This window comes from Kribbella sp. NPDC006257 (assembly GCF_040613535.1).
Lineage (GTDB): Bacteria > Actinomycetota > Actinomycetes > Propionibacteriales > Kribbellaceae > Kribbella.
This window is the reverse complement of sequence record NZ_JBEXSJ010000001.1, coordinates 345,803-362,061: the sequence shown is the minus strand read 5'-3', so window position 1 is coordinate 362,061 and position 16,259 is coordinate 345,803. Positions and strand designations below refer to the sequence as shown.

The 16,259-nt window shown below is 67.7% G+C and carries 16 protein-coding genes; 8 read left to right on the top strand and 8 right to left on the bottom strand.

The window, feature by feature from the left end:
- Window positions 1–6 precede the first annotated feature (6 nt).
- Window positions 7–453, bottom strand: coding sequence for a DUF3052 domain-containing protein (locus ABZ004_RS01720; RefSeq protein ID WP_355677839.1), 447 nt, complete (start codon window positions 451–453; stop codon window positions 7–9).
- Between the two features lie 296 nt (window positions 454–749).
- Between ABZ004_RS01720 and aceE the strand changes: the two genes are divergently transcribed.
- The 4 genes from aceE to ABZ004_RS01700 all read left to right on the top strand — a co-directional run bounded on the left by aceE (window position 750) and on the right by ABZ004_RS01700 (window position 5,138).
- Window positions 750–3,479: a pyruvate dehydrogenase (acetyl-transferring), homodimeric type gene (gene aceE, locus ABZ004_RS01715; RefSeq protein ID WP_355677920.1), complete on the top strand. Its 2,730-nt coding sequence runs from the start codon at window positions 750–752 to the stop codon at window positions 3,477–3,479.
- A 77-nt stretch (window positions 3,480–3,556) separates the two neighbouring features.
- Window positions 3,557–4,087: a hypothetical protein gene (locus ABZ004_RS01710; protein WP_355677838.1), complete on the top strand. Its 531-nt coding sequence runs from the start codon at window positions 3,557–3,559 to the stop codon at window positions 4,085–4,087.
- A 51-nt stretch (window positions 4,088–4,138) separates the two neighbouring features.
- Window positions 4,139–4,660: a GNAT family N-acetyltransferase gene (locus tag ABZ004_RS01705; RefSeq protein WP_355677837.1), complete on the top strand. Its 522-nt coding sequence runs from the start codon at window positions 4,139–4,141 to the stop codon at window positions 4,658–4,660.
- 223 nt (window positions 4,661–4,883) lie between these two features.
- A complete protein-coding gene (locus ABZ004_RS01700) occupies window positions 4,884–5,138 on the top strand; it encodes a hypothetical protein (protein ID WP_355677836.1) in 255 nt (84 codons plus the stop codon).
- A 21-nt stretch (window positions 5,139–5,159) separates the two neighbouring features.
- On the opposite strand, the gene sfnG is transcribed toward ABZ004_RS01700, so the two are convergent.
- Window positions 5,160–6,263: a dimethylsulfone monooxygenase SfnG gene (gene sfnG / locus ABZ004_RS01695; RefSeq protein WP_355677835.1), complete on the bottom strand. Its 1,104-nt coding sequence runs from the start codon at window positions 6,261–6,263 to the stop codon at window positions 5,160–5,162.
- A 1-nt stretch (window position 6,264) separates the two neighbouring features.
- Complete coding sequence (locus ABZ004_RS01690) at window positions 6,265–7,482, bottom strand: acyl-CoA dehydrogenase family protein (RefSeq protein ID WP_355677834.1); 1,218 nt, start codon at window positions 7,480–7,482, stop codon at window positions 6,265–6,267.
- 303 nt (window positions 7,483–7,785) lie between these two features.
- Here ABZ004_RS01690 and ABZ004_RS01685 point away from each other — a divergent pair, with 303 nt between their 5' ends.
- Window positions 7,786–9,255: an oligopeptide:H+ symporter gene (locus ABZ004_RS01685; protein ID WP_355677833.1), complete on the top strand. Its 1,470-nt coding sequence runs from the start codon at window positions 7,786–7,788 to the stop codon at window positions 9,253–9,255.
- Window positions 9,256–9,325: 70 nt separating this feature from the next.
- Complete coding sequence (locus ABZ004_RS01680) at window positions 9,326–9,877, top strand: hypothetical protein (RefSeq protein WP_355677832.1); 552 nt, start codon at window positions 9,326–9,328, stop codon at window positions 9,875–9,877.
- A gap of 5 nt (window positions 9,878–9,882) precedes the next feature.
- On the opposite strand, the gene ABZ004_RS01675 is transcribed toward ABZ004_RS01680, so the two are convergent.
- The 5 genes from ABZ004_RS01675 to ABZ004_RS01655 form a co-directional block, all read right to left on the bottom strand.
- Window positions 9,883–10,890 (bottom strand): pirin family protein, encoded by a 1,008-nt coding sequence (locus ABZ004_RS01675; protein ID WP_355677831.1) that lies wholly within the window; start codon window positions 10,888–10,890, stop codon window positions 9,883–9,885.
- Window positions 10,887–11,348 carry a nuclear transport factor 2 family protein gene (locus ABZ004_RS01670; RefSeq protein ID WP_355677830.1) on the bottom strand — a complete coding sequence of 154 codons (462 nt, stop codon included), beginning with the start codon at window positions 11,346–11,348 and terminating at the stop codon, window positions 10,887–10,889. The genes ABZ004_RS01675 and ABZ004_RS01670 overlap by 4 nt, the downstream gene beginning before the upstream one ends.
- A 65-nt stretch (window positions 11,349–11,413) precedes the next feature.
- Entirely contained in the window at window positions 11,414–12,214 is an 801-nt protein-coding gene (locus ABZ004_RS01665; protein ID WP_355677829.1) for a VOC family protein, read from the bottom strand.
- A complete protein-coding gene (locus ABZ004_RS01660; RefSeq protein ID WP_355677828.1) occupies window positions 12,211–12,549 on the bottom strand; it encodes a metalloregulator ArsR/SmtB family transcription factor in 339 nt (112 codons plus the stop codon). Before ABZ004_RS01660 ends, ABZ004_RS01665 begins: the two co-directional genes overlap by 4 nt.
- Before the next feature lie 69 nt (window positions 12,550–12,618).
- Window positions 12,619–13,659 carry a PHP domain-containing protein gene (locus tag ABZ004_RS01655; protein ID WP_355677827.1) on the bottom strand — a complete coding sequence of 347 codons (1,041 nt, stop codon included), beginning with the start codon at window positions 13,657–13,659 and terminating at the stop codon, window positions 12,619–12,621.
- Window positions 13,660–13,763: 104 nt separating this feature from the next.
- On the opposite strand from ABZ004_RS01655, the gene ABZ004_RS01650 reads away from it, so the two are divergent.
- Both ABZ004_RS01650 and ABZ004_RS01645 read left to right on the top strand, forming a co-directional pair.
- Complete coding sequence (locus tag ABZ004_RS01650; protein WP_355677826.1) at window positions 13,764–14,990, top strand: helix-turn-helix domain-containing protein; 1,227 nt, start codon at window positions 13,764–13,766, stop codon at window positions 14,988–14,990.
- 78 nt (window positions 14,991–15,068) lie between these two features.
- A complete protein-coding gene (locus ABZ004_RS01645) occupies window positions 15,069–16,259 on the top strand; it encodes an acyltransferase domain-containing protein (protein WP_355677825.1) in 1,191 nt (396 codons plus the stop codon).

Genomic DNA, 16,259 nt, shown 5'->3' with positions numbered 1-16,259 from the left:
GGCGGATCACTTCTTGACCCGTGGCGACTTCGGCATCATCAGCTTCGTGGCCGACCAGTCCTCGGTCGGGGTCAGGCTGCTGGTCGTGGACAGGCCGGCGGTCGGGGCGGCTTCGGCGATCTCGCTGGCATCGACGTAGCCCTCGCGTCCGACCTTGGGGGTCATCAGCCAGACGACGCCACCGGCCTTCAGGTCGGTCAGCACGTCGAAAAAGGCGTCCACCAGGTCGCCGTCGTCCTCCCGGAACCAGAGCAGCACGGCGTCGACGACCTCGTCCGTCTCCTCGCCGACGAACTGCTCGCCGGTCAGTTCCTGGATGGCGTCCCGGAAATCGTCGTCGCAGTCGTCGTCGTAGCCGAGTTCCTGCACGACCCAGCCGCTTTCCAAGCCGAGCCGGGCGGCCATGTTCGGCTCGCCGCTCTTGCCGTCCGCGTGGTCCGCGGTCGCGCTCACGTGTCCTCCTCCGTCGTCCCCGCAGGCCCGGGGGTAGGCGTTAGTAGCAGTAGTCCATCGTGGCCTACCGCGTCGCGCAAGTATGCACGAGGGTTCCGTGACGTGTCCGGTATCCGCGTGCCGTGGACGGTCCGTGTCCGCTCCGACCACCCTCGGGCGGCCGGAAAGTGCATCGTTGTGGAGGCAAAGTAGAACGCATTCCGAACAGGTGACAGGATTGCAGCGAGGACCGATCTAGAGAACGGCAGGACACCGTGGCTTCCGGACACGAACCACCAGCCATCATCACCGAGGGGATGCCGACCCAGCTCCCCGACATCGACCCCGACGAAACTCGTGAATGGGTCGAGTCGCTCGACGCCGTGCTGGACGAACGCGGCAAGGCGCGGGCGCGCTACCTGATGCTCAAGCTGATCGAGCGGGCCCGGGCGCGGCAGGTCGGCGTACCGGCCCTGCGCAGTACCGACTACATCAACTCGATCCCGCCCGAGCGCGAGCCCTGGTTCCCCGGTGACGAGCACATCGAGCGGCGGATCCGGGCTTTCATCCGGTGGAACGCGGCGGTGATGGTCTCCAAGGCCAACCGCAAGGGGCTCGAGGTCGGCGGTCACATCGCCACCTACCAGTCCGCGGCCAGCCTGTACGAGGTCGGTTTCAACCACTTCTTCCGCGGCAAGGACCACCCCGGCGGCGGCGACCAGATCTTCATCCAGGGGCACGCCTCCCCCGGGATGTACGCGCGTGCCTTCCTCGAGGGCCGGCTGAGCGCCGACCAGCTGGACGGGTTCCGCCAGGAGGTCTCCCGCGGCCCGCACCAGGGCCTGTCGTCGTACCCGCACCCCCGGCTGATGCCGGACTTCTGGGAGTACCCGACGGTCTCGATGGGGCTCGCCGCGCTGGACTCGATCTACCAGGCGCGCTTCAACCGGTACCTGCACCACCGGGAGATCAAGGACACCAGTCAGCAGCACGTCTGGGCGTTCCTGGGTGACGGCGAGATGGGTGAGCCGGAGTCGCTCGGCGCGATCGGCCTGGCCGCCCGCGAGGAGCTCGACAACCTCACCTTCGTGATCAACTGCAACCTGCAGCAGCTGGACGGCCCGGTCCGCGGCAACGGCAAGGTGATCCAGGAGCTGGAGGCGTTCTTCCGCGGTGCGGGCTGGAACGTCATCAAGGTGATCTGGGGCCGCGAGTGGGACTCGCTGCTGGCCCAGGACCACGACGGCGCGCTGGTGAACAAGATGAACACCACGCCCGACGGCCAGTTCCAGACCTACTCCGTGGAGTCCGGCGACTACATCCGGAACAACTTCTTCGGCGGCGACCAGCGGCTGCGGGCGATGGTCCGGAACCTGTCCGACGAGGACCTGCGCAAGCTGCCCCGCGGTGGGCACGACTACCGCAAGGTGTACGCCGCGTTCAAGAACGCGACCGAGCACGTCGGTCAGCCGACCGTGATCCTGGCCCAGACGATCAAGGGCTGGACGATCGAGGCGCTGGAGGGTCGCAACGCGACCCACCAGATGAAGAAGCTCACCTCCGACGACCTGAAGGCCTTCCGCGACCGGCTCTACCTGCCGATCGAGGACAAGGATCTCGAGGACGCCTACAACCCGCCGTACTACCACCCCGGCGTCGACTCGCCGGAGCACCAGTACATGATGGAGCGGCGCAAGCAGCTCGGCGGTTTCCTGCCCGAGCGCCGGGTCCGGCCGAAGACGCTGAAGCTTCCCGGCGACGCCGTCTACAAGCCGCTCAGCAAGGGTAGCGAGAAGACCCCGGTCGCCACCACGATGGCGCTCGTCCGGCTCTTCCGCGACCTGATGAAGGACCCCGAGATCGGGCACCGGATCGTGCCGATCGCCCCCGACGAGTACCGCACCTTCGGGATGGACTCGATGTTCCCGACGGCGAAGATCTACTCGCCGCACGGGCAGCAGTACGAGGCGGTCGACCGCAACCTGCTGCTGTCGTACAAGGAGTCCGAGAAGGGCCAGCTGCTGCACGAGGGGATCAGCGAGGCCGGTGCGATGGGCTCGATGATCGCTGCCGGTACGGCGTACGCGACGCACGGCGAGCCGATGATCCCGTTCTACATCTTCTACTCGATGTTCGGGTTCCAGCGCACCGGCGACCAGCTCTGGGCGCTCGGCGACCAGCTCGGCCGCGGCTTCGTGATCGGCGCCACCGCGGGCCGTACGACGCTGACCGGTGAAGGGCTCCAGCACGCCGACGGGCACTCGCCGCTGCTCGCCTCGTCGAACCCGGCCGCGGTGCACTACGACCCCGGCTTCGCCTACGAGGTGGCGCACATCGTCAAGGACGGCCTACGCCGGATGTACGGCTACGGGCTGGACGATGCCAAGCCGTTCGGTGAGGACGTCTTCTACTACCTGACCGTCTACAACGAGCCGGTCGCGCAGCCTGCCGAGCCGGAAGACCTCGACGTCTCGGCGCTGCTCAAGGGCATGTACCGGTTCAACCAGTACGAGACGGCCGAGGGCGACGACGTACCGCGGGTGCAGTTGCTCGCGTCCGGTGTCGCGCTGCCGTGGATCCGCAAGGCGCAGCAGATCCTCGCCGAGGAGTACTCGGTGGCCGCCGACATCTGGTCGGTCACGTCCTGGAACGAGCTGCGCCGCGACGCGATCGCCGCGGAGGAGCACAACCTGCTCCACCCGGACGAGGACGAGCGGGTGCCGTTCATCACCCAGCAGCTGAAGGACACCAAGGGCCCGGTGGTCGCGGTCAGCGACTTCATGCGCGCGGTGCAGGACCAGATCTCCCGCTGGGTGCCGAACGACTACACGTCGCTCGGAACCGACGGCTGGGGCCTGGCCGACACCCGCGCCGCCGCCCGCCGCCACTTCCACGTCGACGCCGAGTCCATCGTCGTCGCCACCCTGGAAATCCTGGCCAAGCGCGGCGACGTCAAGCGCGAGGTAGCCGCCGAGGCCGCCCGCAAGTACCGCATCGACGACCCCACCGCGGTCGCCGGAGTCAAGCAGGAAGGCGCCGGCGCCTGACCACGGTCCCGCCGCACTCCGAAGAGCCGCCCACCGCTGAGGTGGGCGGCTCTTCAGTACGCATTCCCTGGGGTCTCTTGATTCCCTGGATCCTCGTCGTCCTGACCGAGGTCATCTCACTGCCGAACGAATTCGTGCTCAGCCTCGTCGTCCAGCCGGTCGAAGCGATCTTCTGGCTCTGGGCGATCGTGGCGACGGCCCGCCGGTTCTCGGCCGGCTGGCGGCGCCGGGCCACGGCAGCCGTGCTCGTTCTGGTCGCGGTCTGGTTCACCAACTGGTCGATGTACCACCCGGCCAGCTACTTCGCGATCCACCGTGCCCAGTTCAGCTACCTCGGCAACCACCACCCGGTTCCTGCCGACGACGCCGAGCAGTACGACGACGACCCCCGACTGCCTTGGTGGACCAGCGACCTCTCGACCACCGGGAGAGGCGATTCCCAGGGCAGTGAAGTTCTGGTCCTCAGCCAGTACTTCACGATCCTGGACGGCTCCGTTGGCTACGTCCACCGCAAACCGGGCTCCAGCACGAAGCGCGTCGACATGGCCGGCGACCTGCGCGATCTCGAAGACTGCAAACCACTGCCCGACGACTGGTTCTGGTGCTGAGCGCCCGCAAAACAAGGTGAACCCCAGGGTTGTGGGTTCTAGCCTGGGCGTATGCCTGAGTTGATCGAGCCGACTGTGGAGTTGCGGGAGTCGTGGTTGGAGGCTGCGGCGGAGTGGGGGGACACCCACCAGGACGGCGCTGGAATCCACGAGGGCGACGAGCTCGGGACGGTCGAGGGGTTCGGTGCCTGGATCAGCCGGTTGCGGGAGCAGAGTGACGAATCGGTTGCTGTTGGCCCCGATCGGGTGCACGCGTCGTACTGGTGGATCGTCGAGGACGGCGAGTACGCCGGGGCGATCTCCTTGCGGCACCGGTTGAACGACCAGCTGCTCGATGCCGGCGGGCACATCGGGTACGGCGTACGGCCGTCGTACCGGAGGCGCGGACTGGCTTCGTGGGCGCTGGGTGAGGTGCTGACCAGAGCCCGGGAGCGCGGGCTCGAGCGGGTGCTGGTGAGCTGCGCCGCCGAGAACCTCGCCTCGGCGCGGACGATCGAGCGCAACGGCGGAGTCCTCGAGGACGTCCGCGAGACCTGGCTGGGCCTGGCCCGGCGGTACTGGATCGAGCTCTGAGCGCCACTACGACAAATCACCCACCCGTGGACCGGAGCTAGTTGGGTATTCCGTCCGACGCGGACGATGCCACCCGATTCCTACCGTCGGTGTCATGACTGGCGCAGGCGTGGCAGGCCCTGCACGGCTTCTACGTCGTGACGTCCGGGCTGATGCTGCTGTGGTGCTTGCGCTACCGGCACGCCCCGCCGCGCGACACCCTGCTCCCCGAGCGGAGACTCGGATGATCACCGAAAGCATTGAAACCGTCATCGTCGGAGCCGGGCAGGCGGGCTTGTCGACCGGCTATCACCTGCGGAGCGCTGTGCTGCCCGGGGTCGGCCGGGACGCGCCGGGCGGGCTCACCCAGCGCGAGCTTGAAGTGTTGCCACTGGTTGCCGCCGGCAACAGGAACAACGCGAACACGACCTGCTCTAGCAAGGGCCACCCCGGCCGGCGTCGGGGTGGCCCCTTGCAGAGGCTCGGTCGGGCCTGGTGAACCCGGCCGGGCCAGTTCGGGTCAGACCGTGATGAGTTCCGCGTCGGTGGCGGCAGCCTCGAGTTCACGGACCAGTGGCAGGACCTTCGCGCCGAAGTACTCGATCTCCTCCTGGAAGTGCAGGAAGCCGCCCAGAATCAGGTCGACTCCGCGCTTGCGGTAGGCAACGATGCGTTCGGCGATCTGCTCCGGCGTACCGATCAGCTGGGTCCGGAAACCGTCGTTGTACTGGACAAGGTCTTCGAAGGACGAGTCGGCCCACATCCCCTGCCCGTCGGGAGCGGACCGGCCCGCCTGGGTGACTGCGTCACGGAAACCCTCGACGGCGGGTTTGTTGGCCTTGGCAACGATCTCGCGAAGCACCTCGCGGGCTTCCCGCTCGCTGTCCCGGGCGATGATGAACCCGTTCAGACCGAACTTGACCTCCCGACCGGCGAGGCGCGCACTTCGCCGTACGTCGAGAAGCTGCTCGGTGACTCCGTCGAAGTCCTTGCCGTTCGAGAAGTACCAGTCGGAGTACCGGCCGGCGTTGTCGCGGGCAGCCGTCGAATTGCCGCCCTGGAAGAGTTCGGGGACCACACCCGGCTTCGGTTTCAGGGTGAAATCGCGGATCCGGTAGAAGTCACCGGCGAACTCCACAGAGTCCTCGGTCCAGAGCTTCCGTAGTACCTGCAGGAACTCCGCCGAGCGCCGATAACGCTCGTCGTGCTCCAGCCACGGCTCCCCCAGAGACGTGAACTCGCCCTTGAACCACCCGCTGACGACATTGACCGCGAACCTGCCGTTGGACAGGTGATCCGCCGTCGCCCCAAGCTTCGCCAGTACGCCGGGTTGCCACAGCCCCGGATGCACCGCGGCGATCACCTTGAGCCGCTCCGTCGCCAGCAGCAGCGCCAGGCTGAAGCTCGTCGACTCGTGCTGGAACTCGGCGCCGTAGCTCGCCGTGTACCGGACCTGGCTCAGCGCGTACTCGAACCCGACCCGTTCCGCCGTCTGTGCAAGCTTCTTGTTGTACTCGTAGTCCCAGCCGGTCCGCTGCTCGATGTCGCTGGTGACCAGGCCACCACTGACGTTCGGAACCCAGTAGGCGAACTTGATCTCGTCGGAGACCTTCTCAGTCGTCATGTCAGCTGTACCAGGTCGGCTCGGGCAGCTCGCCCGTGAGCAGGTGCCGCCCGACCTCGCGCCGTTTGTAGGCAACCGGGTCGTGCAAGGTGTGGGTCCGGACGTTCCGCCAGAACCGGTCCAGCCCCTCCTTGCTCGCGGTCGACCGGGCTCCGGTGACCTCGAAGATCCCGCTCGTCACCTCGAGCGCCACCTCCGTCGCCCGCGCCTTCACCGCCGCCACCCGCACCTCGTGCTCACCGCGTTGCTCGGCGGTCACTTCCCAGGCGTTCTCGTGGATCCGCTGCCCCTCCGAGGCGACCGCGTCGGCCAGCGCCTCGACAGCCCACAATTTCGACTGGAAATCGCCGTAGACGTCGACCACGTAAGGCTCGTCGACCGCTTTCTGATACCCGCCGTGCAGCCACGACCGGCTCTTTTCGGTGGTATAGGTGAGTGCGGTTTCGAGAGCTCCTCGGGCAATTCCGAGATAGAAATTCACGAAGACCAGCTGAATCGTCGGGACGTTCAGTGTGTTGTAGACCCGCGGCTGGAAGACCTTGCCGACGAAGCCGGCCGCCTGGTCCCAGCCGACCCGGACATGGTTCAGACTCACGCTGCCGCTCTCGGTCAGCCGCTGCCCCAGATTGTCCCAGTCGTCGTGGAACGTCAGCCCCTCGATGTCCGACGGCACGATCGCGAACACGTGCGTGTCGCTCCCGAGCAGCGTCCCCTCCAGCACGGTGACATCGGAGACCTTGCTGCCGGTCGAGAAGCTCTTGCGGCCGTTGAACACGATGGTGTCGCCCTCGTCCGTGACGACCACGTCGGCGTCCCGCGGATTGACCGCGCCGCCGAAGAACCACTTGTTCTTGGTCGCTTCCGCCTCGACGTGCGCGATCTGCTCCGGCGTACCGACCAAGCGGGCCGCCCAGAACCAGAGCAGGTGGTACCCGAGCAGTTGCCCGATCGAACCGTCGGCGGCGGCGACCGTCCGGATCACTTGGTACGCCGTGGGCCAGGTCTGCCCACCTCCCCCGTGCTCGGCCGGACCGAGCAACGTGACCAGGCCGGACTCCTTGAGCAGCCGCACCTCCTCGAACGGCGTCGCGGCGGTCCGATCGCGCTCGACCGCGTCGACGGCGAGGATCGCGGCCACCTCGGCGGCGCGCTGGATCCACTCTTCGGGGGTTTTCGGAGTCACTTCGGACAATGCAGGGCGTTGCGAAACAACAGTCATGGGAATTCCTCGTTCCGGGAATGGGTTCAGAACTGGACGCACAGGGATCAGCGCTGCGGCCACACTCGGCCGGGCGCATCGCAGCAGGGGAACGAGGCGATCAACACGCCTGGGAATTGACACGCAGCAAATCGATGTGGCGCCTGGACACCAAGATCAATTCACCGGTCATATTCAAAGTCAACCGCCTTGGTAGACATTCGTCAACCCGTCTCAGCATCCGACACCCCCCGAGTGGTGGTGGGGCTTTTCAACCAACTACGGTCGTTGAGGTTGTCCTCGATCGACAGGGAGTAGTCGGGCGTGTCCGGAACGCAACAGGAAGCAGCCGAGGAGAAGACGTTCTTCGGGCATCCGCGCGGGTTGATGACGCTGTTCACCACCGAGTTGTGGGAACGGTTCAGCTACTACGGGATGCGCGCGATCCTGCTGTTGTACCTGACCGACAAGGCGCACGGCCTCGGCCTGGGCGAGTCCCTCGGCCAGGCGGTCGTCTCCATCTACGGCGCTTCGGTCTACCTGCTCTCGGTGCTCGGCGGCTGGCTGGCGGACCGGGTCGTCGGCGCCCGGCGTACGGTCCTGTACGGCGGGAGCGTAATCGTCACCGGTCACCTCTGCCTGGCCCTGCCGGTCGAGGGGATGGCGTACGCCGGGATCGCACTGGTTGCCCTCGGCACCGGTCTGCTGAAGCCGAACGTGTCGACGATGGTCGGCAACCTGTACGAGAAGGACGACACCCGGCGCGACTCGGCGTTCTCGATCTTCTACATGGGGATCAACATCGGGTCGTTCTCGGCGCCGTTCGTGGTCGGGTTCCTGCGCCGCGAGTTCGGCTTCCATGTCGCCTTCGCGGCGGCCGCGGTCGGGATGACGCTGGCGCTGGTCGCGTACCTGCTCGGCCGGAAGACCCTGCACGGCCGCGGCGACACCCCGCCGAACCCACTGACGGCCGCGGACCGGCCGACGATGCTGAAGATCACCGCCGCGGTCGCCGCGCTGCTGCTCGTCGTGTTCGCGATCTCCGCCTGGAAGTCCGGCGGTGTCGGCCCGAAGCCGGTGGTCGACGCGATCTCCTATCTGTGCTTCCTGGCGCCGATCGCGTACTTCACGATGCTGCTCCGCAGCCCGCTGGTCACCCCGATCGAGCGCCGCCGGGTCCGGGCCTACATCCCGCTCTTCATCGCCGCGATGCTCTTCTTCATGCTCTTCGAGCAGGCCGCCACCACGCTGACCACGTTCGCGGCCGAACGGACCGACCTGCACCTGATCGGCATCGAGATCTCGCCGGAGTTCTTCCAGTCGGTCAACCCGTTCAGCATCATCGTGCTGGCGCCGGTTTTCGCGGTGATCTGGATCAAGCTCGGCGACCGCGCCCCGAGCATCGGCCAGAAGTTCGCCACCGGGCTGCTGCTGGCCGGCATCTCGTTCGCGGTGATGTCGCTGGCGTCGTCGGTCGCCGGGAAGAACCTCGCCTCGCCGTTCTGGCTCGTCCTCGTCTACGTCATCCAGACCCTCGGCGAGCTGTTCCTCTCCCCCGTCGGCCTGGCGGCGACCACGATGCTTGCCCCGAAGGCGTTCACCAGCCAGATGATGGCGCTCTGGTTCCTCGCCCCGTCCGCCGGCCAGGCGATCACCGCCCAACTCGTGCAGGCGACCTCGGGCGCATCGGACACCGCGTACTTCGGCTGGCTCGCCGTCGTCACCATCGCCTTCGCCGTCATCCTCTACTTCCTGGCCCCCTGGATCCGCCAACACGCCGACACCCGCGACTGACCTTTTGAGGGAGCTCGTTCACCCCCACGGGTGAGGCCCAGCGGTGGGTCGGCACGGAATCCTCGAAGGCATGACAGAACATCCTGTACCACGCTGGGCCGATCGCCTCGCCCACGCGATCCCGTTCCTGGTCCTGCCGTCGGGCCTCTGGCGACTCGGGCTCGTGGCCGGCTCGTCGATGGGGATGCTCGACGACGCCGGGCGACCGGCCCATCTGCACGGTCTCGGCGAACACGCTTACGTCCTCGGCCTGAGCCTGTTCTCCGAGGCTGTCGCGCTGACCGCCTTCGGCATGGTGCGCCGCTGGGGCGAGGTGGTCCCCCGATGGATCCCGCGGATCGGCGGGCGCCGCGTCGCGCCGTACGCCGCCATCATCCCGGCGACGCTGGGCAGCCTCGCCCTGATCGCCATCTGGAGCTACGGCTTCCGCGATGCCTTCACCGGAAACCTGGCTTTCATCTCGTTCGCCAACGACGCCTCGGCGGTCCTGATGATCAGCTGCTATGCCCCGCTCAACCTCTGGGGACCGGCGCTTCTCGTGCTCACGTGGGCCTACTACCGCCGCAGGACAGCACACGTTGATCGAGGCGCCAACCCAACGGCTGGCTTGACGCCTCGGTAGCGGGTTCAGCGGGACCGTGGGCGGGGCTTCAATCTGGTGCCGGGGAGGCCGGGGGCCGGGAGTGGTTCGCCGTCGTAGCCGGGCACCACCGGGAAGCGATCGTTGCCGCCGGCCTCGATCGAGGCCATCCAGTCGTTGCGCGCGGCAACTACTTCTTCGTGGGTGCGGCCGATGAAGTTCCACCACATGACGAGTTCTTCTTCGAAGGGTTCACCGCCTAGTAGGAGGCAGCGGGCACCGTCGGGGGCTGTCAGGTCGATTTGGGAGCGGCCTGTGCCGAGGTAGACCATCTCACCGAAGCCGGGGGTGTGCTCCTCGATTTGTAGAGATCCGTCGACCACCAGTACGGCGTACTCGAAGTCTGTCGTCAGTGGGAGGGTCACGGTGCGGCCTGGTTCGAGGCGGAGGTCGGCGCCGACGAGAGGCGTGTACGCCGGTGCGGGCGAGGTGACTCCCCCGACCGTCCCGATCATCACGGTCGCTTCGGCGCCGTCGAGGACCAGCACAGGCAGGTCGGCGTACGCGTTGAAGGCGGGAGCTGTGGTCGTTCGCACCGAGTCGGGTAGCGCGACCCAGAGCTGGGCGCCGTGCAGCATCGGTGGTGCCGTCGGCAACGAGATCTCGGAGTGGGCGATCCCGTTGCCGGCGGTCATGATGTTGAGTTCGCCCGGCCGGACCATCGCGTGCGACCCGACGCTGTCGCGGTGCTCGATCTCGCCCTCGAACAGCCAGCTGACCGTCTGCAGGCTGGTGTGCGGATGCGGCGGCACGAGCATCCCGCGCTCACCCGGTACGTCGTACGAGTCGACCCGCTCGGTCAGGTCGTCGGGTCCGTAGTGGTCGACGAAGCACCACGCGCCGACCATCCGCCGGTTCTTGTTCGGTAGCAACCGGCGGACCTTCGTCGTGCGGCCCAGCACCACCTGCCGGGCCTCCAGCAGTTCCGCCACCGGTCCGTCGGCCGTCCCCGCAGGGCAGACGAGCTCGGCCGGATCCTTCTCCAGGTCACTCATACATCGAGTATGGCCAGTGGTTCGTAACTCGCCGAGCCCGGGAGCGCGACCTCGTCGTGGTAGCGGATCTCGTAGACCCGCAAGGTGAACTTCCAGCCGTCCTCCGTACGCCGGTAGGTGTCGTGGTAGACGCCGTAGTTCGAGTGCGAAGTCCCGTCCCGGAACCGGCCGAGTTCGTGCAGATAGCACCGCCCGACCGCCGTATCACCGTTGAGCTCGATCACCCCGGGGTGCGTCGTCTGGACGAAGAACTCCCACAACTGGCTCAGCCGCGCGATCCCGGTCCGGATCTCCTCCCGGCTGTCGTACCGCACCCCTGCCTCCGGGATCCGCAGCCCACCGTCGGCGGTGAACAACGCGAGCAGCCGCTCGTAGTCCTCCATCATCCGCGCGTCGCTGAATTCGCCGCGCAACGCCTCGATCTCGATCCGGTCGGCAATTGCCCGCAGGTCGGTCATCACTGTCTCCTCACTCGAAGAAGAGGGTCTTCTTCGAGCATCCGACGAGACAGTCCGCCGAAATGTCAGATCATCGTCGGCCGGGCCTGGGCGAACGTCCACCGATGCCCCTCGAGATCTTCCACCTCGTACTTGCGATAGCCGTGCTGATGAATCTCCGAAACGACCTTCGCCCCGTACGCCGAACTCCGGGCGAAGTGCGCATCGAGATCGTCGACGTACACCCAGATCCCGTGGTCCTGCTTCTCGGCCACCTCGCCCTTGAAGAGCAGGATCGCCCGCCGGCCGACGTGGAGTTCGAGCCAGTCCGGTTGCTCGCCCTCGTCCGGGATCTTGTCCCAGGAGTCCAGCCCGAAGACGGTGTGCAGCCACCGTGCGGCGGCCGCGGGATCCTCGTAGTACAGGGCGATACTCAGCCGGTCGAGCTCACGCGGATCGCCGGGCGCCGAGTCGCGGCGGGCGATCCAGTTCGGGAACCAGTGGATGACGTTCGGCCAGAAGTAGAAGGCGTTCTCGCCACCTTGGTTCAAGGTCTGTTCGACGGTGACTCGCGTCCCGCCACCGGCCGGCTCGAAGTCGATCCGGGTCTCGGTGTCGTCGACCTCGCTGCTGTAGGCGAAGCGCGTGCCGGGCTCCCAGACGGTGATCCGGCCGAGCACCAGCACGTCCTCGGGGTCACGCTGGTAGACCTCGAGGATCCGGCCGCCCAGGCCGGGCTCGATCTTCATCCCGACCGCCCGCGCGGAGTCGAAGAAGTTGATCGGGCCGCGGACCCACCACAGGTCGATGTCGTCGGTGAAGATCCGGAACGCGGTCTGCGGATCGGTCGCGACCTCGACGGACGCGGATGCGGACTGCTTCGTCACGATGTCTCCCCGGTCTTCTCGACGTGCCTCTTGAATGCCCCGAGTCGCTCCTGCCAGTGCGCCTGCACCTGATCGAGCCAGGCCTGTACGGCGACGACGGGCTCCTGCCGCAGCCGGAACACCCGCACGCGCGCGTCCTCGGCCACCCGCTCATCGGTCACCACGCCGGCCGACAACAGAATCCGCAGATGCCGGCTCATCGCCGGCGACGACGTACTGGTCGCGGCCGCGAGCTGCCCCGCTCGCTGCGGCCCTTCGCCCAGCAACTGCACCACCTGCCGCCGGGTCGGATCAGCCAGCACCTCGAAGAACCGATCAACTTGGTCGTTCACCATGCTGCAATAGTTACATTCTTCGTTAACTATTAGCAAGCGGTGAACGTTGCTGTTACGCGAGGGGCGGGTTCAGGCGGTCCATTCCAGGAGCTTGGTGGCGTCCCAGGTGTTGATGACCCGGTCGGGGGTGACGCCGCATTCTTCGGCTCGCTCGCAGCCGTAGACCTGCCAGTCGAGTTGACCTGGCGCGTGCGCGTCGGTGTCGATCGAGAAGACGCAGTCCATCTCGACGGCCATCGACAGCAGGCGTTTCGGCGGGTCGAGGCGTTCCGGGCGGGAGTTGATCTCGACCGCAGTACCGAACTGCCGGCAGGCCTCGAAGACCACCTCGGCGTCGAACTGCGACTCCGGCCGGGTGCCGCGACCGCCGGTGATCAGCCGGCCGGTGCAGTGACCGAGGACGTCGACGTGCGGGTTGGCGATCGCGCGCACCATCCGCTCGGTCATCGGCTCGGCCGCCATCCGCAGCTTGGAGTGCACGCTGGCGACCACGATGTCGAGCCGCGCCAGGATCTCGGTGTCGCAGTCGAGCGACCCGTCGTCGAGGATGTCGACCTCGATCCCGTTCAGGATGGTGAACCCGTCGAGCTCCGCGGACAGCTTCTTGTTCAGCTCGGCGACCACCTCGATCTGCTGCAGCCGGCGCTCCCGCGACAACCCGTTCGCCACCGTCAGCCTGGGCGAGTGATCGGTCAGCGCCATGTACTTGTGCCCCAACCGGGCCGCCGTCCGGGCCATCTCCTCGATCGGGCTCCCCCCGTCGGACCACTCCGAATGCAGGTGCAGATCGGCCTGCAGGGCAGCGCGCATCGCCGTACCGGCTTCGGTCAGCGCCCCCGCGGCCTGTTCCAGCTTCACCAGGTACGACGGGGTGGCGCCGTCCATCGCCTCCAGGATCACGGCCTCGGTCTTCGGCCCGATCCCCGGCAACTCGGTCAGCGTCCCGGCCCGCTTCCGAGCCCGTACTTCGGCCGCCGGCAACCCTTCGATCGTGTCGGCCGCCTTCCGGTACGCCTTCACCCGGTGCGTCGGCTGCCGGTCGCGCTCCAGGTAATACCCGATCGCCCGCAACGCCTCGACCGCCTCCGCCACACCCGCCTTGTCACTCATTCCCCCATCATCGCGCCTCGCGGGGACAAGTTGTGAGCTTCCGTAACGCCTCGCGGGGACAAGTTGTGAGCTTCCGTATAGAAGGTGGGGACTAGGGTCGGGGGATGGTGGCCAAGGGGCACAAGGCGAGGGCGGAGAGGTTGCAGAACGCGACCGGCGCTCTGGCGACGGCTGCCATGGCGGCGATGGAGGAGAAGCTGCCGTGGTTCGGCAAGCTGTCGGCGCAGGACCGGTCCTGGATCGGGCTGGTCGCACAGTCCGGGATCACCGCGTTCGTCGACTGGTTCCGCGATCCCGAGGCGCACTCGTCGATGCCGACCAGGATGTTCGGGTCGGCGCCGCGCGAGTTCACCCGGGTGATCTCGCTGCACCAGACGGTCGACCTGGTCCGGACCACGATCGAGATGATCGAGAACACGATCGGCGACCTGCTGCCCGCCGACGACATCCCGTTCGTCCACGAGGCGATGAACCGGTACGCCCGCGAGGTCGCCTTCGCCGCCGCGACCGTCTACGCGCAGGCCGCCGAGATGCGCGGCGCCTGGGACGCCCGGCTCGAGGCCCTGGTCGTCGACTCGGTGATCCGCGGCGAGGCCGACGAGTCGGTCCGCTCCCGCGCCTCCGCGCTCGGCTGGACCGGCTCCGCGAGAACAGCAGCCGGTACGCCGAACGCCGGTACTCCGGGTTCGGCCGAGGTCTGCGTGGTCGTCGGCCGGGCGCCCTCGACCGAGCCGGGTAGCACGAACGTGGCGGACGCCGTACGGCATGCTGCCCGGGAAGCCGGCGCCGACGCTCTGTGCGCGATGCAGGGCGACCGGCTGGTGATAGTACTCGGTGGTACGAGCAAACCTGTCGAGACTGTACAAAGGCTCGCCGAGTTCTTCGGACCCGGTCCGATCGTGGTCGGACCACTGGTCCCGGACCTGATGGCCGCCGTCACCTCCGCCCGCGCGGCGGTCGCCGGACTCCGCGCGGCCCCCGCCTGGCCGGCCGCGCCCCGGCCGGTCCTTGCCGACGAACTGCTGCCCGAAAGGTCCCTGTCCGGCGACGGTCATGCCCGCCGGCAACTCGCCACCGACGTCTACGGCCCGCTCACGATCGGCGACGGAGTCCTGCTGGACACCGTTTCGACGTACCTGGATTCGGGTGGCTCGATCGAGGCGACGGCCCGGGCGATGTTCATCCACCCCAATACCGTCCGGTACAGACTGAAACGTGTGGGCGAGATCACCGGGTACTCCCCCGGCAATCCCCGCGACAGTTTCACGTTGCGTGTCGCACTGACCCTCGGTCGCCTGCTCAACCCGGACCCCGGTGCGTCCGTTTTATAGGATTCCTACAAAGTCGGCCCGGTAGAATTCGTGCCACATTGCGGCCCGGAATCACCTCGGCTCAGGGAGAGTTGTCACGTGCTCGTCATCGTCGCGCCCGGGCAGGGCGCCCAGACCCCAGGTTTCCTCGAGCCCTGGCTCGAGGACCCCGCCTTCGAGAACCGGCTGCACTGGCTGTCCGCGGTCGCCGGGCTCGACCTCGCCCACTACGGCACCAAGGCCGATGCGGACACCATCCGTGACACCGCGATCGCCCAGCCGCTGCTGGTCGCGTCCGGCATGCTGGCGGCGCTGGCGGTCTTCCCGCACCCGTCCGACGCGTTCGCCCAGATGGGCGCGGTCTCCGGCCACAGCGTCGGTGAGATCGCGGCCGCGGTCGGCGCCGGCGTGATCAGTGCCGAGCAGGCGATGGTGCTGGTCCGCGAGCGCGGCAAGGCGATGGCCGCGGCCGCCGCGCAGACCGCCACCTCGATGACCGCGGTGCTCGGTGGCGACCGTGACGAGGTGCTCGCCAAGATCGCCGAGCACGGCCTGACCGCGGCCAACGACAACGGCCCCGGCCAGATCGTTGCCGCCGGCACCGTCGAGGAGCTGGCCGCCTTCCAGGCCGACCCGCCGGCCAAGAGCCGGCTGATCCCGCTGTCGGTGGCCGGTGCCTTCCACACCAAGCACATGGCCTCGGCGGTCGACACGCTGGCCGGGTACGCGCGCTCGATCACCACCCACGACCCGCGGTCGCGGCTGATCTCGAACCGCGACGGCCAGATCGTGCACGACGGCCAGGAGGTCCTGCGCCGGCTCGTGCAGCAGGTCAACGCGCCGGTCCGCTGGGACCTGTGCATGCAGACGATGGCCGACCTGCAGGTCACCGGCATCCTGGAGATGCCGCCGGCCGGCACCCTGACCGGGATCGCCAAGCGCGCGCTGAAGGGTGTCGAGACGTTCGCCCTGAAGACCCCGGACCAGCTCGACGACGCCCGCGCGTTCGTCGAGAAGCACGGCAGCCCTTCCGAGATCGACGCGTCGCCGACCTGGCGGCTGCTGGTGGCTCCGATGAAGGGCACGTTCACCCGCGAGGGTCAGACGCAACGCGAGCCGGGCGACGCCGTCGCGGCCGGAGAGGTGGTGGCAACGGTGAAGAGCCTGCGTGACGAGCTGGAGGTCCGCTCCCCGCACGGCGGCATCGTGGTCGAGTGGCTGGTGGAAGAGGGCGACCCGGTCGCCCCTGGCCAGCCGCTGGTCCGGCTGCACCCGAGCGCGGGGAACTGA

Excerpts from the sequence above, each read along its gene's own strand:
- ABZ004_RS01670 (WP_355677830.1), bottom strand. The coding sequence starts at position 11,348 with ATGACCGACCTGCGGGCAATTGCCGACCGGATCGAGATCGAGGCGTTG.
- ABZ004_RS01690 (WP_355677834.1), bottom strand. The coding sequence starts at position 7,482 with ATGACTGTTGTTTCGCAACGCCCTGCATTGTCCGAAGTGACTCCGAAA.
- ABZ004_RS01655 (WP_355677827.1), bottom strand. The coding sequence starts at position 13,659 with ATGAGTGACAAGGCGGGTGTGGCGGAGGCGGTCGAGGCGTTGCGGGCG.
- ABZ004_RS01660 (WP_355677828.1), bottom strand. The coding sequence starts at position 12,549 with ATGGTGAACGACCAAGTTGATCGGTTCTTCGAGGTGCTGGCTGATCCG.
- ABZ004_RS01680 (WP_355677832.1), top strand. The coding sequence starts at position 9,326 with ATGACAGAACATCCTGTACCACGCTGGGCCGATCGCCTCGCCCACGCG.
- ABZ004_RS01705 (WP_355677837.1), top strand. The coding sequence starts at position 4,139 with ATGCCTGAGTTGATCGAGCCGACTGTGGAGTTGCGGGAGTCGTGGTTG.
- ABZ004_RS01650 (WP_355677826.1), top strand. The coding sequence starts at position 13,764 with ATGGTGGCCAAGGGGCACAAGGCGAGGGCGGAGAGGTTGCAGAACGCG.
- ABZ004_RS01700 (WP_355677836.1), top strand. The coding sequence starts at position 4,884 with ATGATCACCGAAAGCATTGAAACCGTCATCGTCGGAGCCGGGCAGGCG.
- ABZ004_RS01675 (WP_355677831.1), bottom strand. The coding sequence starts at position 10,890 with ATGAGTGACCTGGAGAAGGATCCGGCCGAGCTCGTCTGCCCTGCGGGG.
- aceE (WP_355677920.1), top strand. The coding sequence starts at position 750 with ATGCCGACCCAGCTCCCCGACATCGACCCCGACGAAACTCGTGAATGG.
- sfnG (WP_355677835.1), bottom strand. The coding sequence starts at position 6,263 with ATGACGACTGAGAAGGTCTCCGACGAGATCAAGTTCGCCTACTGGGTT.